Source organism: Clostridium brassicae (genome assembly GCF_026738875.1).
Classification (GTDB): Bacteria; Bacillota; Clostridia; order Clostridiales; family Clostridiaceae; genus Clostridium_H; species Clostridium_H brassicae.
This window is the reverse complement of the sequence record NZ_JAPQFJ010000002.1, coordinates 231,494-255,097: the sequence shown is the minus strand read 5'-3', so window position 1 is coordinate 255,097 and position 23,604 is coordinate 231,494. Positions and strand designations below refer to the sequence as shown.

Genomic DNA, 23,604 nt, shown 5'->3' with positions numbered 1-23,604 from the left:
TCATCTCCTGTGAACATTCGTTCGATAATATTACATTAATAATATACTTTTATAATAAATATGTCAATAAACAGATTTGTTGCCTTAAGGTAGGATTTTTACTCTATCTTAGGGTAAGAACCGTTATTCAGAGTCATAGCCATCCTTAGTTTCAATTAAAAAAATATTGAAATCTTAGAAAATCTAAACATATGGTAAAAATCAATAAGCAGCTTAAATATATTTATAATTTAAGCTGCTTTAATTATATCCTTATTTCAAAGTAAATAACCCTATAGTAGTTACTTTAAATCCAGACTATTTTTTACGTTCATCTTTAATTTTTTGTAGAACATCTGAAAATTTATTTTCATTCATTTTTACAACCATACTATTTTCAGGAACAGATATTGGTACAAAAACTATTCCTAATTTTTTCAAATCAACTTCCCTTCTGTATCTTATCTCTTCTAGATTTCCTGCTGTTTTTTTTATTTTAAACCATACAGAACTTGAAGTTTCTTTGATTGTCTTAAATATATCATCTTCATTAACTATTTTTTTATTATTAATTTCAACGAAGACATCTCCACTCTTTATCCCCATCTTATAAGCTTGAGAATTTGGAGCAACTTCTAATACCATTATTCCTCTTTCATCACTTACATATTTAGGTTCTTCCTTTACTTCCATATATTTTTGAATATAAATCATAAACTCATGAGCCATAGGTGCATAAATTACTACAAATAATCTAAAGAAAATGTTTAGTGTTGCAAGCCTAGCAAAAATATATAAAGTAACACTATATAGCATTATCATAATACCTGACAAAGTTGATTTTTGTTTTTTGCTTTTTGTAAAAGTAATGCTTGTATACCCAAGAACTCCATAAAAAGGCATAAGCATTATTGCCGCATTCTTTATAACATTTAGTGGACTTGAAAAATCAATTAAAGCATCCCACTTATTCAACTGAATAATCTCACTTAATCCATGCATCTGAGAATTTACTATTAGAACAATACCTATTGGTATAGCCCAATACCTTTTAAAAGCAAACCCTCCAATTATTTTATTATCTTTCTTTGTAAATATGGGTATTGATCCTTTACTTCCATCAATCATAACTAATATACCCTCTACAAAATGTAAAATAGCAATTAATGTCATAAGAGCAACTATATCTAAATTTAAAAAGTTTATTGCCTTAACTTCTATCCCATACATTTCTCTCATAATTTCTAATAATATACTTACAAATCCAAGGAAAGCACCTGAATAAGAAAAACAAATGAGTCTCGGGTTTATAAACATAAATATAATAGATAATAAAAATATTAATTCTATAGAAGTATTTTCATTAAAAGCTACACCCAGATAGCTCAGCAAAATACTACCCACAATTCCACCTAATATTCCTAATACTATCTGAGATATTGTAAGTTCAAAAGTTGTATTCAGTTTATCTCCTATTATCATTTTTTGCATCAAAATTATTTTCTTATTCTGTTTATAAAACATTATAAAGAAAGCTAAAAGTATAAATACATAAGGAGGCTTTACTAAAGCATATGCTACCACCTTAAGCGTATTTAACATAATATTCATCTAAACTAAATTCCCCTCTCACTGTTTTTATCAAATGCCTAACTATTCTACTTATTTTAGCTTTTGCTTCATTACCTCAAGTGCTTTATTGAACTGAGGATCTTTACTTCTATCATAAGGCTTACCTAATAGTTCTTTTGGATATTCAACTTGAATATCTGGTTTTATTCCTATATGATGTATGTTTTCTCCATTAGGTGTATAATATTTGGAAGTAGTCACCTTCAAAGCTGTTCCATCTCCAAATCCATATTTCCTTTTATCTAATACACTTTGAACAATACCTTTTCCAAAAGTTTTTGTGCCTATTAAAGTTCCTATTTTATAATCTCTTACTACACCTGAAAAAATTTCAGAAGCACTAGCTGTGCCTTCATCAATCAATACTACAAGAGGCATACCTATTAAATTTCCTCCCTTAGAAGAAAATTTTTCTTCATAACCATATTTATCCTTAGTAGAAACTATTGATTTACCCTTTGGAATGAAATTAGAAGTTACTTCAATACATTGAGTTAACCATCCACCTGGATTCTGTCTTAAATCTAATATTAACCCCTTCATTCCTTCTTTCTTCAATTTATCAATCTCTTTATTAAACTGATCTCCAGTATGCTCATCAAACACTGTTATTTGAAGATAAGCAGTACTGCTATCTAGCATTTGGCCCTTTACTGTAGTTAAAGTTACAACATCCCTTCTAACCTTTATATCAAAAGGTGATTGCGTACCTCTTTTTATTGTAAGAACTACAGATGTGTTTTTCTTACCCTTCATCATAGAAATAGCTTTATCCAGCTCTTTTCCAGATACTTTATTTCCATCAATTTTTTCAATTACATCTCCTGCCATTATACCTGCTTCCTTTGCAGGAGAACCTTCAAAAGATGTTACAACTATAATTTTATTGTCTTTTACATCTACCTGTATTCCAAGCCCTACATAATTACCTCCAGTTTCAGTACTAAACGCCTTATAATTTTCTTCATTCATATATACAGTATAAGGATCATTTAGGCTTTCAGTCATACCTTTTATGGCTCCATCTATTAAAACTTTTTCATCAACTTTACCATCATAATATTTATTTATATTATCTTTTACTATAAACATCTTCTTAAATTTTAATATTTGATTATAACTATCTTCACTTATTCTAACAGTTCCCTTTATAGGTACTTTAAAAGTAACCATGAAAGTTATAAGATTAGTGATGATAATTATTAAAACAATTATTATAATTGATGAGGATTTCCTTGATTTTTTATCAATATTTTCATTAAAATTTTTTATTTCTTTTCCATCCAATTTATTCACCTCTTGCATACTGTATTCCCTTTATTCTTACGTTAATAATAATATAATTATTCCTTATTTACATGATTCTTAATTTCAGATTGAGTTTTTATTTAGTTAAATTTGAGCAGTAAACCACAATTTCAATTTTGTATGAATTTCTTACTCTTATGAATATATGAATATGAGTTCTTTTAAAGTGTTATATTCATACTTTATTTTAAATAAAAAAATAGGAACATTAGGCTAAATATACATTTAATTAATATAAGAATAAATATTAAGGCTGGCTCAATTGCCAGCCTATTGTATGTGTTTTTAAATTATACTTTTAAGAATTTTCTTATGGATATTATACTTCCCAATCCACCAATAATAATTCCTGATATAATAAATATCCACAATACATTACTTAAAATATATGAAGGTGTTACTAAGTTCAGCATCATTATAGCTGAAGATAGCTTGCTATAAACAATTTTATACGAATAATTAAGTAAAACACAAGAAAAAAGTGATCCTGTTAATCCTATTATAATCCCTTCAATTATAAAAGGCCATCTAATAAATCCATCTGTTGCACCAACATACTTCATTATTCCTATTTCTCTTTTTCTTGAATAAACTGCTAATTTAATAGTGTTGCCTATTAATAGGAAAGATATAGGTACAAGTATTACAAAAGCAGCAATACCAACCCACTTAATTCCCCTAGTAAGAGAATCTATTCTATTAATTAATTCTTCATTAGCTACTACATCCTCTATTCCAGGCTTACCTTTCATAGTTTTAACTACATTTTGAATTATCTCTGAACTGTTTACTTTAACTATATAAGATTCTGGAAGAGGGTTTGTTTTGTCCAATCCTTGAAGTAAATCTTTGTTTTCCTCACCTAATTGCTCTCTATATTTATTTAAAGCCTGTTCTTTTGTTTCAAATCTAACCTCAGCTATACCATTTATAGCCTTTATAGCTTGTTCAGCATTCTTTCTATCAGTTTCACTTATTTTATCTTTTAAGAACACTTGTACTTCTAACCTAGATTCAACATTTTTTACAACTTTATTAGCATTTAATACAGTAAATAAAAACATACCAAACATAAAAATTGTCAATGCTACAGTTATTATAGACGCTATACTTAACGTCTTATTTCTCTTTAAACTTTTTAGTGCATCTATAGAAAAATACTTTAATGTACTAATCCTCATATCCGTATCTACCTCTCTGTTCATCTCTTACTATTACGCCTTTTTCAATGGCTATAACTCTTTTTTTCATACTATCAACTATTCCTTTATCATGAGTAGCCATGATTACAGTAGTTCCTGCATGGTTTATATCATTGAGTATTTTCATTATCTCAATTGACGTTTCAGGATCTAAATTTCCCGTAGGTTCATCAGCAATAAGTACAGATGGATTATTCACTATGGCTCTTGCAAGAGAAACCCTTTGTTGTTCTCCTCCAGAAAGCTCGTTAGGAAAACATTTGTATTTTTTTGATAGACCAACCATAGCTAAAACCATAGGTACCTTTTTTCTTATCTCTTTACGACTACCTTCTACTACTCTCATAGCAAATGCTACATTTTCATATACATTTAATGTTGGTATCAATCTAAAATCTTGAAATACCATACCTATTTTTCTTCTATAATAAGGAATATTTTTTCTACTTATTTTTCCTATTTCCTCATTATTTACTATTATTCTACCTGTTGTGGGCTCTATTTCTTTCAGAAGAAGTTTGATAAATGTGGATTTACCAGCCCCACTTGGTCCTACCATAAATACAAATTCTCCTCTGTTTATTTCTAAATTTATATTAGAAAGCGCAAAAACATTATTATCATATATTTTTGTTGTATTCTTAAATTCAATCATGTTACAACTTTCTCCCATTCCAAGTTAAATTTTTGTACCTTTTTTATTATAACATAATATTAATGAGAATTTAATTAATCAATTATAAATATTTTTTAATCTTCGACTATATCTTTAAATCCTTCGCCTAAAACTTCATGAGCCTCATTAACTGTAATAAAAGCTGTAGGGTCTATTTCTTTTATATATTTTTTTAAAAGTATAAACTGCCTTCTATCAACTACAGTATATAATACCTCTTTTTCATCTCCACTATAAGCCCCTTTAGCTTGAAAAATAGTGCATCCTCTTTCTAAATTTTGTATTATGTATTCATTTATTTTTTCACTTTTACTACTCATAATTATAACTGACTTACATTTGTTTAACCCTTCAATTACTATATCTATAACAAATCCTAATATTATAACAGAAAATATAGCATACATTCCAACGTTTGCTTCAAAAATTATTCCTGCTGCTACTGCTATAACTAAATCAACTATCAGAAGTGACTTACCTATATCTATATGAAAGAACTTATTCATTATCTTAGCTGCTATATCTGTTCCTCCTGTGGATGAATTTTGATTAAACACTATACCCATACCTATTCCTGATATTACTGTCCCAAAAAATGTTGCTAAAAACAAATCTGTAGTGATTGGTGTTGGAGGTGGCATTAGTCTATCCATAATATCAATAGCTACTGACATAGCTAAACTTGCATATACCGTTTTTGCCCCAAAGCTAGGTCCAATAATAATAAATCCTATTATAAAAGATATAGCGTTCATTATTAACATTAAAATTCCTATTGATAAGCTTGGAATATAATATTTTATTATTATAGCTATACCCATTACTCCTCCACCCGCTATTTTATTAGGTGCTAAAAAAAATTTTATGCCAAATGCAACTATCAAAAAACCTACAGTGATCCACAAATATTCTTTAATTACATTTTTAGTCATACGCATACCCCTTTTTATAAAACTTTTATAATCTTAATACAATTAAGATTATTTTACCACGCATGATTGAATATATCCAAAATTTTATATAATAATTTCAATATGAGAAAAAAATGGAAGGAGAAAAACATATCTCCTTCCATTAATTAAACTTTAATTATTTAAGTTCTATAGCCTTTTTCACAGCCTTAACTATATCTTCAGCAGTTAGTCCATAAGCTTTTAATAACTGATCTGGTTTACCACTTTCACCAAAAACATCTTTAATTCCAACTCTTACTACCGGAATAGGGTAATTTTCACTTAAAGTTTCACAAACAGCAGATCCTAATCCACCCATTATAGTATGTTCTTCTGCTGTAACTGCTGTACCCGTTTCTTCTGCAGCTTTTACAATAGCATCAACATCTATTGGTTTTATTGTGTGTATATTAACAACTTTAACTTTTATTCCTTCTTCAGCAAGAAGATTATATGCTTCAAGCGCAGCATCCACCATTATTCCTGTAGCAAATATTACAGCGTCTTTTCCCTCTCTTAAAGTTACAGCTTTTCCTATTTCAAATTTATATTCTTCATTATCATTAATAACAGAAACCCCTGCTCTTCCAAGTCTTACATAACATGGTCCCTTATATTCTGAAACAGCTTTTATTGCCGCTTCAGTTTCAACTGCATCACTTGGAGATATTACAGTCATATTTGGTATACTTCTCATTAAAGCTAAGTCTTCTATAGCTTGATGTGAAGCTCCATCTTCTCCTACTGTAATTCCAGCATGTGTTGCACATACTTTTACATTTAATTTTGGATAACAAAGGGTATTTCTTATTTGTTCAAACGCTCTTCCTGCTGCAAATATTGCAAAAGTACTAGCAAATACTGTTTTCCCGCAAGATGCAATTCCCCCAGCAATAGACATCATGTTTCCTTCTGCTATTCCTATATTTACAAATCTTTCAGGACAAACACTTTTAAAATCAGCTGTTTTAGTTGATTTTGATAAATCAGCATCTAATACTACTATATTAGGATTTTCCTGTCCTATCTTAGCTAATGCTTTACCGTAAGCTTCTCTAGTAGCAATTTTTTTACTCATTATTCTTCACCCCCAAGTTCCTTTAAAGCTTCTTCACATTGTTCTTTACTAGGTGTAGAACCATGCCATCCTACTGCATTTTCCATGTATGATACACCCTTACCTTTTATCGTCTTACATACTATCATTGTTGGTTTCCCTTTTGTATTTTTAGCTTCTTCAATAGCATTTATTAAAACTTCAAAATCATGACCATCAGCTTCTATTACATGCCATCCGAAAGCCTTGAATTTTTCGCTTATAGGTCCAGGATTCATTACATCTTCACATTTCCCATCTATTTGTAATCCATTATTGTCTACAAAAGCTGTTAAGTTATCTAACTTATAATGAGCTGCACACATAGATGCCTCCCAAACTTGACCTTCTTCTAATTCTCCATCTCCAAGAAGTGCATATACTCTATAATCTTTTTTGTCTATCTTACCTGCTATAGCCATTCCTACAGCTGTAGATATTCCTTGACCTAAAGATCCAGTCGACATATCTACTCCTGGAACATAATTCATATTAGGATGTCCTTGAAGCATTGCACCCATCCTTCTTAATTTCATTAACTCACTTGGATCAAAGAATCCTTTTCTTGCTAATGTACTATATAAAACAGGAGCTGCATGACCTTTTGAAAGTACAAATCTATCTCTATCTGGATTATGTACATCTTCAACATTTATATTCATTTCCTTAAAATATAAAGTTGTTAAAATTTCAACTGCTGAAAGTGAACCACCTGGATGACCTGATCCTGATTCAGTTAGCATGGTTACTATATCTCTTCTTATTTGCTTAGCTACGCCTTCTAAGTTCTGTATATCTTTTACCATTTCTAACGCCTCCCTATCTTTTTCTTTATTTATTATATCAATTTATATTAAAAAATACACTAATTAAAATATAAAAAAGGGCAATTATGCCCTTTTTTGCTATAAACCAACACTTATTAGAAGTGCTTCATCTACCTTCCTCATATCTTTCTCAGACATATGACCAATTTTTTCTTTTAACCTTTTTTTATCTAAGGTCCTAATCTGTTCTAGTAAAACAACTGAATCCTTATTCAGACCATATTCTTCTGAAGATATCTCTACATGAGTTGGAAGTTTTGCTTTATTTATCTGCGATGTTATAGCAGAAACAATAACTGTAGGACTATATTTATTTCCTACATTATTTTGAATAATAAGGACTGGTCTTATTCCACCCTGTTCTGAGCCTACAACCGGGCTTAAATCAGCATAAAATATATCTCCTCTTTTCACTATCATTGTCATCAGGCAAATCACTCTCCGCAAGCTTGGCTTCATATTCTTTTAACTGTGACATATCCTCTACAAAGCCCACTTCACTTAAGCATAAGTTAATTTGTGCCATTTCTATATATCCTTTTTTTAACTCTTCTATTTTGCTTATTTTTTTTTGCTTCTCTATATATAGTATTAATCTATCTTTAATAAATTCACTCTTTTTTTGATATTCTTTATTAATTTTTTTTCTAAATTCCTTATTGAGTTCATCTGCTAAATTTGTCACAAATTTCTTTGAGTTTGACATATAGCTATTAATACCTCCTAATTTATCATAAAGCGCATATGTATATACCACTAATTATAGTTTAATATTTGTCAAATTGTCAAAGAAAAATACTGTTTTTAACGAAATTTTTCTTATGTAATTTTAACCATTAATACTAAATTGCTTAAAATTATTGCAATACATCTAAATTATTCTTTATATTTTTATTATTTATTTTAATATTAAAATAACTTAAATATAATTTCTTATCTTGATAACTTTCCCATTCCTTACATATACCCTAGGTACCCTCTTACTTATAGCACAAATAACTTCATAATTTATTGTTCCTAAAGCTTTAGCGACGTCATCAGCATCAAATTTAATCCTATCAGATCTTCCCATTAATGTAACTTCATCTCCAACTTTAACTTCTGAAGATATGTCTGTAATATCTATCATGCATTGATCCATACATATGCTTCCAATAACTGCTGCAAACTCATTATGTAATATCACTTTCCCTTTATTAAATAATGCTCTTGTATATCCATCTGCATAACCTACCGGCAAAGTGGCTATCACACTTTCTCTGTCACTTTTAAATCTTCTTCCATAGCTTATATATTGCCCTGATGTTACACTTTTTATGTGAGCTATATTAGCTTTAAGTTCCATAACAGGTTTTAATTTTATCTTTTCTTTATTAACTTCTTCTGACGGATAATATCCATATAAAATTATTCCTGGTCTTACAGCTTCAAAATGAGCTTCTGGTAAATCTATTATAGATGCACTATTAGCTATATGCCTCATCTTTATATCTATACCTTTATCTTGTAACAACTTATAAAACTCATTAAATTTTTTTAGTTGACCATAAGTATATTCTTTATCCCTTTCATCAGCAGTAGAGAAATGAGAGAATATCCCTTCTATACATACATTAGGGAGATTACTTATTTTATAAATCTCTTCTACACTGTTTTTATTAGGCAAAAAACCTATTCTGCCCATTCCTGTATCTACAGCTATATGTATTTTTCCAATTTTGTGCTTTTTAGAAGCTACTTTTGAAAGTTCTTCTGCGTATTCATAAGAAAATACTGTTTGTTCAATATCGTATTTTAATAAATCACCTATAAGACTTGGTGATGTAAAACCTAAAATTATTATAGGGCAATCTATCCCTTCACGCCTAAGCTCAACTCCTTCACTAAGTACTGCAACAGCAAGCCTAGTAGCTCCATTTTCTAAAAGCACAGGTGCTATATCCACAGCTCCATGCCCATAAGCGTCTGCTTTGACTACCCCAATAATTTCTTTACTTTTTGAAATTTTTCTTATCTCTTGCATATTAAATGCTAGATTATCTAAATTTACTTCCGCCCATAAAGGCCTCAAGTGCTTGAACATTTTATTTCCTCCTTAGCTATTTAATCAAGACTAAATCTTAATTATTATTCATTAGTATCTTTATCTGCAAAAATTTCTTTTTCCAACTTTGGATTTATAGTAAAATTTTTATATACAAAACTAATTACTTCGTTCCCTTTTACATCACATATAGTTGTTCTTTCTGGTAAATTATTTTCAATATTTACATACATAATAGCTTTATTTATATTTCTATTATTTCCAGGTATTATTAAATGAATAAGTTGGTATCCTTTATCCTCTATAGTTTGAGTAGAATATTTTATTTCTTCATTAGTATATAATAAATTTATATACTCTTTTATAAAACTTAGTTTATATACAGAATCAAACTTTCTATCTACTACATATTCTTTATCATTCTTTAGATCATTTACTAATATGTCATTCTTTCTATATATAAATCTTCTATCGCTATTAATGTCTAATCTTCCACCATATCTTTTATCATAACACTGTTTACATTCAAACTTTATATCCTGCCTAGTATTTTTTATATTTATATCAACATCACAGGTATAACTATCCAAATTTTTTAATGATTTAACAACTCTATTAGGATCCACCTCTTTCTTACCACATCCATATAAACAAAATGCTACAAACAAACAAATAGTAAATAGTAATAATAATTTTTTCTTCATAAATTCCTCCAAAATATTTGTAATCATTATTAATACTATTCTGTTAAAACTTTCAATATTCTTATTAAAATAAATATGCCATTACCTTGTTAAATAATTTGTAGTTAAATATACCTACTAAGCATATTAAATTTTAGTTTTGACTATTTGTTTTCAATTTCTTTAATGTAATAAGGCAAATTTTCTAAGACATGATTAGCATTTACACAAAACATTTTTTCTGATAATTTATCTCCACAATATCCGTGTATATATGCTCCTACATAAGTTGCCTGAAATGGTTCAAGTCCTTGTCCTATTAGGGATGCAATAATTCCTGTTAGGCAATCTCCCATTCCTCCTGATGCCATAGCACTATTTCCAGTAGGATTAACTAATAGCCTTTTTCCATCAGTAATTATCGTATTATACCCTTTTAATAGTAATACTACCCCATATTCTTCAGCAAATTTTTTTGATATCTCAATTCTATTTTTTTTAATTTCCTCTATTGATTTGCCAGTAAGTCTTGACATTTCCCCAAAATGAGGAGTCAACACAATTTTGCATTTTGTATTTTTTAATAAACTTAGTTTACCATTTAGCACATTTATTCCATCTGCATCTATTACTAATGGACATTCTGCAATATCTAATACATTAGAAAGAGTTTTAAAAGTGGCTTCACTATTTCCCATTCCAGGTCCAATAGCTATAACATCACTTTTCTTCAATAAGTCATTTAAACTTTTACTATCCTTATAAGATACAGTCATAGCTTCTGTGAGCTTAATACTCATAGTATGTTGTATATTTTCCATACAACATAACGTAACAAGTCCAGAACCACTCCTCACTGCTGCTTGAGTTGTTATGTATGCTGCACCTGTTAATCCATTTGAACCTGCTATAATATTTACCCTTCCAAAACTACCCTTATGATCGTATATTCTCCTTTTAGGTATACATTTTCTTATTTGCTCCATTTCTGTTATGTAATCCTCAACTCCCAACTTATCAGCTACTGATTGAGGAATTCCTATCTTTTCGATTATTATCTCTCCAGTTACATTATCCGCTTTATTAAATAAAAATCCTTTTTTATAAAATTCAAAAGAAACTGTTCTATTTGCTTTTACAGAAACTCCTAGAATTTCTCCAGTATCACCATCTAGCCCTGATGGTATATCTACAGAAACTATGAATTTATTGCTATTGTTCATAATATGTATGATTAATTTTTGAATGCCTCGTATCTCTCTTGAAAGCCCTGTACCAAATATTGCATCTACAATTACATCAGATTTACCTATAGCATCTCTTATAGGATCTAAATCATTTACATCATTTATCAATTTTATATTAATACCCATACTATTTAAAATGTCATAGTTTATTTTACAATCTTTACTTAATCTATCATCTTGTCCTATTAAAAACACTTCTACTTTTTTATTTAAAATTATGAGATGTCTTGCCAAAGCAAGACCATCCCCTCCATTGTTTCCATTTCCACATATAATTATAAAATATTCATTTTTTTCTATATCCAAATTTTTCAGTATCTTCAATGCAGCATTTTCCATAAGAACAATACTGGGTATATTTAATTTTTCTATACAGAATTTATCAACTTCCCTCATTATCTGTGAAGTTACTATTCTCATTGTCATAAACCTCCAAGACAGCATAAGCTATAGCATTTTCCTTGCCATGAGATATACTTAAATGTATTTTATACTTTCCCCACTTCTTATCTAATTTTTTTGCCTTTCCCTTTAAAAAAACAATAGGTTTTCCTAATGTAGTTCTATCAATTTCAATATCTTTAAAATCAAATTCTAGGAAACCTGTTCCTAATGCTTTGGATACAGCTTCTTTAGCTGCAAATCTGCCAGCTACACTTTCTGCTCTCATATTTCTACTTTTTAAATATTCAATTTCATTTTTACTAAACATTTTAGTTATAAAATTAGGGCTCCTATTCATTGCCTTCTCTATTCTATTTATCTCTATTATGTCTACGCCTATACCAACTATCAAACTAAAATCACCCCCATGAAATAATATTTTTCAAAATAAAATTAAGTTTATTTTACACCTAAACTATATTTTTATAAAGAATAAAGAGTCTATTTAAGCAAAAGATAGTTCTTAATCATAAAAAAAGGAGGAAAATCCTCCCTTTAGCATATATATATATCTTTTAATACATCATCAAAATCAGTAACATAATTATCTATGTATTCCCCCAAAATGTCTATTAGATGGATAGGTGAAACTAAATTATCATATAATATCTTTAATAAACTATGTACTTTGTGTCTATGAGGACTTATAGATTTTACAGCCTGTCTTTCTATTTTAATAATCTTACCATCTACTACATCTTGTCTTTCTACTTCTATTCCATAGGATTGTATTTCTAAGTTATCCTGCTCTTCGAAAACCAGTTTATCCTTAATTATTCTATAAGAATAATTGTACACTACATTTTCATACTTTTCACTTCTACACAAGTTTTCTACTATTAACATTATCGTACTCCCCCCCGAACATTCTTTATTATTATACTACCACTTCTTTTTTAAAAATTCTGTCATTTTATAAACCTTATATACTTAAATTTATCTCTACTTTATGACAATAATATACCCTAATTTACTATACATGTATTGTTTAATCATTCTGCATCGCTCATTATTTGGAATATATACTTATATTTGTCGAATCTTTATAGATTATTAGAAAAAATTATTTCATCAATACTTGAAAAAAGAATCCCATCATTTATTTCAATATATTTACATATATCTTCTAAAATCAATAACACAATTACTATTGCCGTAGAATCATTTCCTGCATATTTCTTTAAATTATACTTATCCATATATTTATCTTTAAGCTCTTTTTTGCATCTTATCTCTTTATATAATTCTTCAATACCTTTATATAATATTGAATAAGAAATTTTTACAAAGTCTATTTTAACCTTATCTCCTCCACATTTTATATTTTTTATAACTTTCTCAAGCTTTACTCCTTTATAATATCGTTCAACTAATATACTATAATTGTCGCTTATAAATTTTCCTAATACACCAGCGTCAATTAATGCAATTTCTCCTTCAGTATTAAATAATACACTTAACTCTGCATCTTTTTTCCCTTCTTTTTCAACTGCTCGGATTATTTCCTTCACTCTATAATTAAAAGCACTTGTAAATTTCGAATCTAAAATAAAATATTCTAATTCTCTAGAAACTGCTATAGATAAAAAATCTGTAAACCTAATATAACTTCTATTCAAATAGTCTTCATTTTTCACAATATCACCACCCTTAAAATATACTTTCTTATTTTATGAATTTAAATAAAAAATATACTCAATAGAATAATATTACGACTTAATGGATAACGACAGAGGAATAGGTTTTCTAAATATATGTAGTTATCCATTAAACCTTCAGTACGCAAAGAAGCACTAAAAGGGTAGCCTTCTAAAAATGCTACCCTCCCTATACGTCGTCCATGACGCAGTTCGACTTCAGGAGTCCATTATTTTATAGCAACTATCTTTTAATCTTAAGTTAAGAGATGCCTCCCATAAGCTATCGCTTTTAAGAGCTTACCAGCTCTTTTGTTTAAGTCAAAAACAAAGCTCATAATGAAAAATTAAATTTTCATTATGAGCTTATTCTTTTATTTAATTTAAAGATTTTCTGACACTAGGAGGAAAATCCTCCTTTACTATTTACTATTCTCTTTTCACTATTCTCTAAAATAATATTGCGATGCAACATTATTATATTCCTTCACTTATCTCTTTATTTGCTTTAACTTTCTTTGCAACAACTAAGAAACATATTAAACTAGCTGCAGCTACTGTTACTCCTGCTGGTGCTCCGATGCTCATTGATAATTTAAACCCTTCTGGAGCAACCAAGATATAAGTGGTACATACTGATGTCATAAATGTAGCTGGCACTACTGCCATTAAAAAATTCTTTCCATTCTTAACTAAATACATTGCCGCTGTCCAAAGTACTATAGTTGCTAATGTTTGATTTGACCATCCAAAGTATCTCCAGATAACAGCAAAGTTAACTGTAGTTAAATAAAATCCTATTACAAATAATGGTATAGATATTAAAAATCTATTCTTAATTGAATCTTGTTTAAACTTTAAAGAATCCGCTATAGTGAGTCTAGCGCTTCTAAAAGCTGTATCTCCTGATGTTATAGGACAAGCTACAACTCCCAAAATTGCTAAAGCTCCTCCTACTTTACCAAGTAAACTGTTACAAACTTCGTTTACGACCCATCCTGCATTATTACCATGCTGAGCCATAGCATTTGCTAATCCATCAACTCCACCAAAGAATGTCATTGCTGCTGCTGCCCATATTAAAGCAACTATTCCTTCAGCTATCATAGAACCTAAGAATACTCTTCTTCCCTGTTTTTCATTAGTTATGCATCTAGCCATAAGTGGTGATTGTGTTGCGTGGAAACCTGAAATAGCACCACATGCTATAGTTATAAATAGCATAGGATATAATGGATACTGATCAGGTTTCACATGCATATTATAGAGATTTCCGGCAACTTCTGGTATATGATATCCACCAATTATCAATACTCCTCCAACTCCAATTGCCATTATCAATAAGCATACTCCAAATATAGGGTATATTTTTCCTATTAACTTATCTACTGGAACTACAGTTGCTATTAAATAATAAGCAAATATAATATACAAGAATATATTTTTGGTTACAGATGGAACTAATCCATTTAATATTCCAGCTGGTCCACTAACAAATACAACTCCTACTAACACTAATAAAATGACTGAAAAAACCCTCATAAATTGTTTAAATCCATTTCCAAGATACTTTCCAACAACCTCTGGTATACTTGAACCATCATGTCTTACTGATAACATACCAGAAAAATAATCATGAACAGCTCCTGCAAAAATACATCCAAATACAATCCATAAAAATGCAGACGGTCCCCACATAGCACCTGCAATAGCTCCAAATATAGGTCCAAGTCCAGCTATATTTAAAAATTGTATTAAGAATATTTTCCATTCAGGCATTGGAACAAAGTCAACTCCATCTTCAAGTCTAATTGCGGGCGTTTCTTTACTACTGTCAGCACCGAAAACCTTTTCTACAAACTTACCATAAATAAAATACCCTACTATTAAAGCAATAATAGAAACTATAAATGATACCATAATCTTAACTCCTCCCCTCAAATATCATAAATATATCGATCATTACTTCAATTATAATTAACATCTATACACTTAAGCTTATAATTAACATGAGATAACAAAAAAAGCACATAAAGTGCATTTATATGCCCATTAGGTGCTTAAATTTATTTATATTATTTCTACTAACCGGTATATCTGTTTCCATTGCTTTAAGCTTTAACATGTAAGTATTGTTAAACCAAGGAGCTATTTCTGTAATTTTTTCTATATTTACTATATATGATCTATGACATTTAAAGAAACTTTTTCTAGGCAACTTTTTATAAAATTCTGATATACTACTATGTTCCACAAATTTTTCCTTAGCTATATAAATAATTGTTTCTCTTTCATGAGCTTCACAATAACAAATATCATAGATATTTATTACTTTAAGTTTATTATCTTGTTTTAATGTAATTTTATTCGACATACATTTATCTATAGATTTCTCTTGTCTTTCTAATCTTTTTAATGTTCTTACAATTCTTTCTTCTGAATAAGGTTTCAATATATAATCAAAAGCCTCTATTTCAAAAGCATTAACTGCATACTCTTTATATGCTGTTATAAAAACTATTATTATTTTCTTCTCAAAATTATTTAGTATCTTTCCTAATGCCATGCCATCTAATTTAGGCATACTAATATCTAAAAATATAATATTAGGCTTATTGCTTTCTATATATTGTAAAGCCTCTACTGAATCATCAAACTCTTCTACTATATCTATCTTACTAAACTCTTTAATAAAATATTTAAGCTCTTCTCTTGCAGGATACTCATCATCAACAATTATACAATTCATAAAAATCATCCTTTCAATTGATGAATAATAAAAGTTGTTCTGGTTCCTTTATCTAACCTCTCTATCTTAAGTCCTTTTCCATATAAACATTTTAATCTATTGTTTACATTTGAAATACCTATTTTATTTTCTTTCATATTTCCTTGATATACTTTGTTAATTATATTTTCATCGATACCTACTCCATCATCCTCTATAGTAACTCTAGCACTTTCTTTATCAATTTCATTTATACTTATTTTTATCGTTCCTTTTTTATTTTCTTTTAAAATACCATGCTTAACTGAATTTTCTACTATAGGCTGAATAATTAAACTAGGTATTTTTATATCAATTTCCTCATCTATGTCATATATAACATTTAGTTTATCTTTATATCTAGCTTTTTCTATATCTATATAAGCCTTAACTTGTTCTATCTCCTTATAAATATCTACAGGTTCGTCTCCAATTTCTAAATTATATCTTAAATATGTGGATAAATTTAAAATTAATTCTCTTGCTTTATTTGGATCTATTCTTATAAAAGAAACTATTGTATTTAATGCATTAAACAAGAAGTGTGGATTAATTTGGGCTTGAAGAGCCTTTATTTCAGCTTTATTGGCCATATTTTTTAATTTTTCAATTTTACTAATCTCTAATTGAGTTGATATTATCTGTGATAAACCTATTGCTAAATTTCTATTTCTAAAAGGTATATCTCCTTCTGTATCGTAATATATCTTTAATGTACCTATTACCTCTTTACCATATTTCAACGGAGCTACAATAGCTGATTTAAGCGGACAGTTTTCATAACTACAATTTATTTCTTTTGCACTAGTCATTTCTAAAATACATCCCTGATTAATAACCTTTTCCGTTGCTCCTGTTTGTATTTTAGAACCTTTTACATGATGATCTGATCCAATTCCTACATGAGCAAGAACATATTCTTTATTAGTAATTGAAACCGCATCTGCTTTTATAGAATCTTTTATAATCTGACATATCTTTATAAAAGATTCTTCATTAATTTCCCTGAAATATGGTAAAGTTTTATTTGCTATCTCTAATGCTAATTGTGCTTGTTTAGCAGCTATCTGTTCTTTTTCTTCAAATATATTCTGAATTAGTAAAATAAGAACCGCTATACCTATAGCATTAGTAAATCCCATAGGTATATATATGCTTTTTACAATCATAATAGCATCTGAAAAAGGCTTGGACATAATAATAATCAGCAACATTTCCAAACTCTCCATTATTACTCCACCAATTAAACCATATACCCACCTATTTTTATTATTGGATTTTTTATAAAGTACACCAGATACTATACCAGATATAATTGTAGCTATGGTACATGGTATCGTAGTTATAGTAACAGCACCCACTACAAATCTATGAGCACCTGCAATTATCCCTGCTAAAGCACCTACAAATGGTCCACAAAGTATACCACCGGCCATAACCCCTATTATTCTTGTATTAGCTATTGCACCATTTACTTCTGTTCCTACATAAGTTCCTAGTATTCCAAAACATCCAAATATTACAGATAAAATAAACAAATCCTTATTTTTAAACTTGTCCTTTTGAATGATCTTTTTAAAACTTCTAGATTGAGATATTATAAATGCAATAAACCAAATGTAACCTAAATTATTAATAAGATTTTTTAAGATTTCTATCAATGTTATCACCCTATTCATAATTAGTTATGAATTATTATATTTAAAACTAATTAGAAATCTATTTTAAATAAGACTTGGGAAAAACATACATGCAAAAGTAAGTAAAGTTGCTGAAATCAATGCACCTACTGCAGCACAAAAAATAGATTTTTTAAAATCAAGCTTTAAGAAAGCAGCCACTGCGCTTCCTGTCCATACTCCTGTTGTAGGCAATGGAATTCCTATAAAAGTTATTAGACCTATTTCCTTATATTTTTCTAGATGTACTGAATTTTTATTTATTTTTTTCTCAATAAATCCTGTAATTTTGCTAAAAAATTTATACCTTTGCATCAATGAAAAGATTTTATTAAACATTAAAAGTATAAAAGGCACGGGAAGCATGCTTCCTAAAAAACTCACTAAAAATACTATCTGTGGACTCATATTATACTTTAATATGCCTAATGGTATTGCTCCTCTTTGTTCTATTATAGGAACTGCTGACCATAAAAAAATTTTAAGTAAATTGCTCATAAACTTCTCCTCATACTATACTAAATATAATCTTTATTTACTGTGCTTTACTTTACTTATATTATCATGTATTGTCATAATAGTTAAGTATTTTGTTTATAATAAATCATTATAATCATTGAATTTTATTCACAATATTCTATAATATATTTTGTGAGGTTTTTAAATATATACTCTAATTTTAGGAGGGGATTATAATGAGTAGTGTTTTTGATATAGTAGGTCCTATAATGATAGGTCCATCTAGTTCTCATACCGCTGGAGCAGCTAGACTTGGTAAATTTGCTGCTATAGTTGCTGGTGGTAATATAAAAAAAGTAGAATTTCTACTACATGGCTCTTTTGCTAAAACCTATAAAGGACATGGAACAGATAAAGCTTTAGTTGCGGGGATTTTAGGAATGGATCCATGGGATGAGAATTTAAAGAATTCTTTTTCTATAGCTAAAGAAAGAGGAATAGAAATCATTTTTACTGAAACCGATTTAGGTGATGTTCATCCTAATACTGTTAAGTTTATTGTTACAAAAAAAGATAATAACATTTCTGAAATTACAGGTTCTTCTATCGGTGGAGGAAATATACTAATATTTGATGTTGATGGTCAAAGCGTCCAATTTAGAGGAGACTATCCTACCCTTATAACTAATCATAAAGATACACCGGGGGTTATATCTAAGATCACTGCACTTCTTTATGCAGAAGAAATAAATATAGCTTCTATGCAAGTTTATAGAACTGGTAAAGGCTGTACAGCAACTATGGCAATTGAAACTGACAACATAATACCTGATCATATACTTGATAAGATAAAGTCAATTCAAGAAATTTATAGTATAAAAATGTTAAACCCACTTATTTAAAGGAGATGAACTATTATGTTTGCTAATACAGGAGAACAGCTTATACAGGCTTGTAAAGAAGAAAATTGTACTATTTGGGAATATACTTTAAATGCTGAAATTGAAAACAGCAATTCTAGCCGAGAAGAAGTATTTGAAAAAATGAGAGATAGCCTTAAAGTTATGCAAAATTCAGCGACTCAAGCACTTGAAAACGATATCAAATCAGTAAGTGGCCTAATTGGAGGAGATGCTTTAAAATTAAGGAAGTATTCTGAAGATAGTAGTACATTAACAGGAGATTTTATGGTAAAAGCTATGGCAAGAGCACTATCTTGTTCAGAAGTTAATGCGGCAATGGGAAAGATAGTAGCGTGCCCTACTGCCGGTTCTTGTGGTATTTTACCTGCAGCTATAATATCAGCTGGTGAAAAGCTACATAAAAGCGAAGATGATTTGGTAAAAGCATTATTTACAGCATCTGGAGTAGGAATGATAATAGCTAAAAACGCTACAGTAGCAGGCGCAGAAGGTGGTTGTCAAGCTGAATGTGGTTCAGCAGCAGCAATGTCTTCCGCAGCTATAGTAGAACTTATGGGTGGCTCTCCAGAGCAAGCTTTAAATGCTGCCGCTATAGTTATTAAAAATATATTAGGCTTAGTATGTGACCCTGTAGCTGGGCTAGTAGAAGTTCCATGCGCTAAAAGAAATGTAGCCGGAACTGTAAGTGCTCTAACTACAGCTGATCTTGTAATGAGCGGGGTTGTTAGTAAAATTCCTTTTGATGAAACTGTATGGGCAATGTACAAAGTTGGTAAGCAACTACCACCTGAACTTAGAGAAACTGCTTTAGGTGGAGTAGCTGTAACTCCAACAGGTCTTAAATTAAAGAAACAAGTATTTAACGAATAACATTTTACTATTAATTAAATATAAATTAGAAAAAAGTAAGCTTAATCAACTACTTTTTTCTAATTTTATAATATTATATTCATTTCCCAATAAATCTATAAAAAGTACCTTTTTTCTAAGTAATTCACCTTTTCCAACACAAAGCTTGATTACTTCGCTAACTTGTATCGATGCTATCAAAGAAGGTATACAAGAGTAGCTTACTTTCCATTTTTCTACTCCATCTATATTATTATTTTCTTTATCATCATAGTTGTTATAGATAAAGTTAAAAGTTCTATCCCCTGGCAAAATAGTACATATTTCACCATACCATTCCCCTATTCCTCCATGTACCAATGGTATATTTAGCTTTTCACAAGTATCTTGTAAAATCAATCTGCTATTTATATTATTTAAAGCATCTATAACAACATTACAATTGCCAATTATTTTTTCTGCATTTCTTTTATTAAATTCATCTACAACTGGATTTACTTTTACAGACTCATTTATCTTCTTCATACGTTTTGCTGCTTCCACTGATTTATATTTCCCAATAGAATTACCATCATAAAGTATCTTTCTATTACAATTATCTTTTGTAAATATATCATAATCTACAACTTTCATATAGCCTAGTCCGATTTTCCCAAGCATATCTATTACATATCCACCTATTCTTCCACATCCTATAACGCATACCTTATAGTTTTTTAACAATTCTAACTCCTTTCTTGTTAAAGTATTCATATTCCTAATGTACTTTTTTAACACAAAACCACCTCCTTGGTTAAAATATAAATTATAAATCTTCAGCCACCATATTTTATCTTCTTGTATAATATTATCTTTATTTTGATATAATCTATTGTTATTTTACATATATACTTAAATGTTTAAAGAATAATTGTATAATATATACTATAATCAATTCTCAAATCCTTTAATTTATTTTATTTTTTTCCATTTTTCTCATATTAAGTGGAATATTTAAGATTAAAGAAGATTTCTAAAATTAAATTAATTATTGCCCTTGAATAATAACTATAAAGATTATATACTGTTATTGCTATTATTTACTTGCCCAGGAGGAATTTGTCATGAAGTTAACAACAAAAAAATTAACTCTTTTATTATTTATCATTTATGGACAAATCTGCTTCACTTTATCACTAAGAAGCAATATATTTTCTATTATTCAAACTGAACATAACCTTCCTTTTAGTCATATTGCTACTTTAGTTCTAATTTCTGGCATTGTGATGCAAATCTCTACTTACTTAACAGGAATATTAATAAAAAAGTCAGGATACAATATGACTTTAATCTTAGGATTAATCTCTTTAGGAATAAGTATTTTATTGATGATTTTTGCTAAAACAGTTTTTGTTTTTGACTTACTTTTTACTATATTCATGTTTGGACTTGGTGTTTCTAGTTTGGTATTAAATATGTACACTGGCTTTCTATGTGACAATAATTTAAGAGGTAAAACCATTATGAAACTTCATGTTGGAGCAGCAACAGGACTTTGTTTAGGTCCTACTGTTATGAGTAAACTTTTAACTTTAGGTATGTCTTGGCAAATAATTATTAGTTTATCAAGTATACCAATATTTATATTCATAATTATACTAATTGTTTATAATAAAACCAAAGATGGAGTAGTTTCTATTAATATAAATAAGAAATCTTGTAATAAAAACAACTTACCTTATAAAAGCTTAATTGTTTGGACATTTATTGTAATATTTTTATGTTCTCAAATATGGGAATATGGAATGGGGACTTGGTTTATAATATATGCAAAACATGCAAAAAATCTATCAGAAGCAGAAGCTTCAAAATATTTAACTATATTTCTTGTAAGTTTTCCTATAGGAAGATTATTGTGTAGTAAAATATTAGATTATATAAGTTATTATCAAAGTATTTTAATTGCCTTTGCTGCTGATTTTATATTAATATTCTTGGGCATAACTACAAAACAATTAATCTTTATATCTTTAACTGGATTATTCACCTCACTAATGTACCCAATTACAATGTCTATGATGCAAGAACAATTTGGAGAATCAAGTTCAGATTTAATTGGTTGGATTTGCATGATTGGAGGTATACTACAATACATATTTATATGGACTGTAGGAAAAATAGGTGATAAATTTGGAATAACTATTGGTTTTAGTAGCTTAATTATATACATATTGATTGGGAATATAGCTGTTTTATTGATAAAAAGCTTATTATCTCAAAGCAAAACCACTCTTGAATCTCGTTCATAATAAATGGGTTTATCTCAAAATAAACTTTAGACACAATGTATTGAATTTTCAATATGAAAATTCAATACATTGTGTTATTTTTCTATTTTGAGATAATTACTACTTGTTTGCTACTGCTTATTTTCTTCTTCAAACAACTTATACCTAAATTCTAAAGGCTCCTTTTTTTGAAGAATTAAATTTTGAAATTCAGTTAGACCTTTATCTTCCTTAAAAATTTTTATTTCTTTATAAGTCTTTTCAGGATAATGTTCTATACCCTTAACAACCATCTCTGTTTTTATTATATTTTTATTCTGATTATCCTTGGATATTTCAACTATTTTAGTTGTTGCAGTATATTGTTTATTGTCTATTTTAACACTTTCATTCCACACACTGCCTTCTTTAATAGGCAACTTTAAAACCGTCTGTTCTCTAACAATAGACTGAGAATATCTCCTTTTTACATTTTTCTGCATTTCTTTAACAGAATCTTTGTTAATTATATACTGAGTTTCCATTATTAAATCCTCTTTTGAAGGACCTTCACCATCACTTACATCATGTATTTCACCTTTTAAATCTAATATAACTGAATCCTGTTTATTAATAATCTTATTTAAAGTTAAATTATGGCTATATTCAGCTGTTCCAGAGTATTTCAACACCATTCCCTCTACAGAAGGGAAATACTTACGGAGCTCTTTACTATATGTTTCTTCATTCTTAGGCTTATTGTCACTTTTAGCTTTAACTTCCCCTTGATTATCACATGCTGTAAATCCTAAGCTTAACGATAACATCAATATTAAAGTGGATATTTTCTTAAAAAATAAGTTCATATTCATCTCCTCCATTTTTAATCAGCTTGCCTAATACTATTGTAATTTATAAATTTTCTTAAATCTTTACAAATAGGTTAATGTAAT

General features: G+C 28.9%; 24 protein-coding genes. 3 read left to right on the top strand and 21 right to left on the bottom strand.

Going from position 1 to position 23,604, the window contains the following annotated elements; all coding sequences use genetic code 11:
* Positions 1–297: 297 nt before the first annotated feature.
* The 19 genes from OW729_RS02885 to OW729_RS02795 all read right to left on the bottom strand — a co-directional run bounded on the left by OW729_RS02885 (position 298) and on the right by OW729_RS02795 (position 18,672).
* Positions 298–1,590: a PDZ domain-containing protein gene (locus tag OW729_RS02885; protein ID WP_268059932.1), complete on the bottom strand. Its 1,293-nt coding sequence runs from the start codon at positions 1,588–1,590 to the stop codon at positions 298–300.
* Positions 1,591–1,641: 51 nt separating this feature from the next.
* Positions 1,642–2,916: a S41 family peptidase gene (locus OW729_RS02880; RefSeq protein ID WP_268059931.1), complete on the bottom strand. Its 1,275-nt coding sequence runs from the start codon at positions 2,914–2,916 to the stop codon at positions 1,642–1,644.
* 293 nt (positions 2,917–3,209) lie between these two features.
* Complete coding sequence (gene ftsX / locus OW729_RS02875; RefSeq protein WP_268060032.1) at positions 3,210–4,100, bottom strand: permease-like cell division protein FtsX; 891 nt, start codon at positions 4,098–4,100, stop codon at positions 3,210–3,212.
* Positions 4,090–4,776 carry a cell division ATP-binding protein FtsE gene (gene ftsE, locus OW729_RS02870; RefSeq protein ID WP_268059930.1) on the bottom strand — a complete coding sequence of 229 codons (687 nt, stop codon included), beginning with the start codon at positions 4,774–4,776 and terminating at the stop codon, positions 4,090–4,092. The genes ftsX and ftsE overlap by 11 nt, the downstream gene beginning before the upstream one ends.
* Positions 4,777–4,871: 95 nt before the next feature.
* The gene (locus OW729_RS02865; RefSeq protein ID WP_268059928.1) at positions 4,872–5,729 is read right to left on the bottom strand and encodes a YitT family protein; all 858 of its coding nucleotides are present in this window, start codon (positions 5,727–5,729) and stop codon (positions 4,872–4,874) included.
* A 157-nt stretch (positions 5,730–5,886) separates the two neighbouring features.
* Entirely contained in the window at positions 5,887–6,828 is a 942-nt protein-coding gene (locus tag OW729_RS02860) for a transketolase family protein (RefSeq protein ID WP_268059927.1), read from the bottom strand.
* On the bottom strand, positions 6,828–7,652 hold the full coding sequence (locus tag OW729_RS02855; protein ID WP_268059926.1) for a transketolase: 825 nt from the start codon (positions 7,650–7,652) through the stop codon (positions 6,828–6,830). The genes OW729_RS02860 and OW729_RS02855 overlap by 1 nt, the downstream gene beginning before the upstream one ends.
* Positions 7,653–7,751: 99 nt before the next feature.
* Positions 7,752–8,099 carry a type II toxin-antitoxin system PemK/MazF family toxin gene (locus OW729_RS02850; RefSeq protein WP_308151817.1) on the bottom strand — a complete coding sequence of 116 codons (348 nt, stop codon included), beginning with the start codon at positions 8,097–8,099 and terminating at the stop codon, positions 7,752–7,754.
* Positions 8,059–8,379, bottom strand: coding sequence for a CopG family transcriptional regulator (locus OW729_RS02845; RefSeq protein WP_268059925.1), 321 nt, complete (start codon positions 8,377–8,379; stop codon positions 8,059–8,061). The genes OW729_RS02850 and OW729_RS02845 overlap by 41 nt, the downstream gene beginning before the upstream one ends.
* A gap of 213 nt (positions 8,380–8,592) precedes the next feature.
* Entirely contained in the window at positions 8,593–9,756 is a 1,164-nt protein-coding gene (gene alr, locus OW729_RS02840; protein WP_268059923.1) for an alanine racemase, read from the bottom strand.
* A 44-nt stretch (positions 9,757–9,800) separates the two neighbouring features.
* Positions 9,801–10,421 (bottom strand): germination lipoprotein GerS-related protein, encoded by a 621-nt coding sequence (locus OW729_RS02835; protein ID WP_268059922.1) that lies wholly within the window; start codon positions 10,419–10,421, stop codon positions 9,801–9,803.
* A 143-nt stretch (positions 10,422–10,564) separates the two neighbouring features.
* Positions 10,565–12,067, bottom strand: a complete 1,503-nt coding sequence (locus OW729_RS02830) for an NAD(P)H-hydrate dehydratase (RefSeq protein ID WP_268059921.1) — start codon at positions 12,065–12,067, stop codon at positions 10,565–10,567.
* Positions 12,030–12,443 (bottom strand): holo-ACP synthase, encoded by a 414-nt coding sequence (gene acpS / locus OW729_RS02825; protein ID WP_268059920.1) that lies wholly within the window; start codon positions 12,441–12,443, stop codon positions 12,030–12,032. Before acpS ends, OW729_RS02830 begins: the two co-directional genes overlap by 38 nt.
* A gap of 143 nt (positions 12,444–12,586) precedes the next feature.
* Positions 12,587–12,937, bottom strand: a complete 351-nt coding sequence (locus OW729_RS02820; RefSeq protein ID WP_268059919.1) for a DUF6514 family protein — start codon at positions 12,935–12,937, stop codon at positions 12,587–12,589.
* A gap of 197 nt (positions 12,938–13,134) precedes the next feature.
* Positions 13,135–13,728 carry a hypothetical protein gene (locus OW729_RS02815; protein ID WP_268059918.1) on the bottom strand — a complete coding sequence of 198 codons (594 nt, stop codon included), beginning with the start codon at positions 13,726–13,728 and terminating at the stop codon, positions 13,135–13,137.
* Positions 13,729–14,205: 477 nt separating this feature from the next.
* Entirely contained in the window at positions 14,206–15,648 is a 1,443-nt protein-coding gene (locus OW729_RS02810; RefSeq protein ID WP_268059916.1) for a carbon starvation CstA family protein, read from the bottom strand.
* A gap of 121 nt (positions 15,649–15,769) precedes the next feature.
* Positions 15,770–16,477, bottom strand: coding sequence for a LytR/AlgR family response regulator transcription factor (locus OW729_RS02805; protein ID WP_268059915.1), 708 nt, complete (start codon positions 16,475–16,477; stop codon positions 15,770–15,772).
* A gap of 5 nt (positions 16,478–16,482) precedes the next feature.
* Positions 16,483–18,156 (bottom strand): sensor histidine kinase, encoded by a 1,674-nt coding sequence (locus OW729_RS02800; protein ID WP_268059914.1) that lies wholly within the window; start codon positions 18,154–18,156, stop codon positions 16,483–16,485.
* Positions 18,157–18,219: 63 nt separating this feature from the next.
* On the bottom strand, positions 18,220–18,672 hold the full coding sequence (locus OW729_RS02795) for a COG2426 family protein (RefSeq protein WP_268059913.1): 453 nt from the start codon (positions 18,670–18,672) through the stop codon (positions 18,220–18,222).
* Between the two features lie 197 nt (positions 18,673–18,869).
* Here OW729_RS02795 and sdaAB point away from each other — a divergent pair, with 197 nt between their 5' ends.
* Positions 18,870–19,535, top strand: a complete 666-nt coding sequence (gene sdaAB, locus OW729_RS02790) for an L-serine ammonia-lyase, iron-sulfur-dependent subunit beta (protein ID WP_407647624.1) — start codon at positions 18,870–18,872, stop codon at positions 19,533–19,535.
* Between the two features lie 15 nt (positions 19,536–19,550).
* The gene (sdaAA, locus tag OW729_RS02785) at positions 19,551–20,426 is read left to right on the top strand and encodes an L-serine ammonia-lyase, iron-sulfur-dependent, subunit alpha (RefSeq protein WP_268059912.1); all 876 of its coding nucleotides are present in this window, start codon (positions 19,551–19,553) and stop codon (positions 20,424–20,426) included.
* Between the two features lie 45 nt (positions 20,427–20,471).
* On the opposite strand, the gene OW729_RS02780 is transcribed toward sdaAA, so the two are convergent.
* The gene (locus tag OW729_RS02780) at positions 20,472–21,182 is read right to left on the bottom strand and encodes a HesA/MoeB/ThiF family protein (RefSeq protein ID WP_268059911.1); all 711 of its coding nucleotides are present in this window, start codon (positions 21,180–21,182) and stop codon (positions 20,472–20,474) included.
* Positions 21,183–21,508: 326 nt separating this feature from the next.
* Between OW729_RS02780 and OW729_RS02775 the strand changes: the two genes are divergently transcribed.
* Positions 21,509–22,693: an MFS transporter gene (locus OW729_RS02775; RefSeq protein WP_268059909.1), complete on the top strand. Its 1,185-nt coding sequence runs from the start codon at positions 21,509–21,511 to the stop codon at positions 22,691–22,693.
* A gap of 110 nt (positions 22,694–22,803) precedes the next feature.
* Here OW729_RS02775 and OW729_RS02770 read toward each other — a convergent pair whose 3' ends face one another.
* Complete coding sequence (locus OW729_RS02770) at positions 22,804–23,517, bottom strand: hypothetical protein (RefSeq protein ID WP_268059908.1); 714 nt, start codon at positions 23,515–23,517, stop codon at positions 22,804–22,806.
* Positions 23,518–23,604 lie beyond the last annotated feature (87 nt).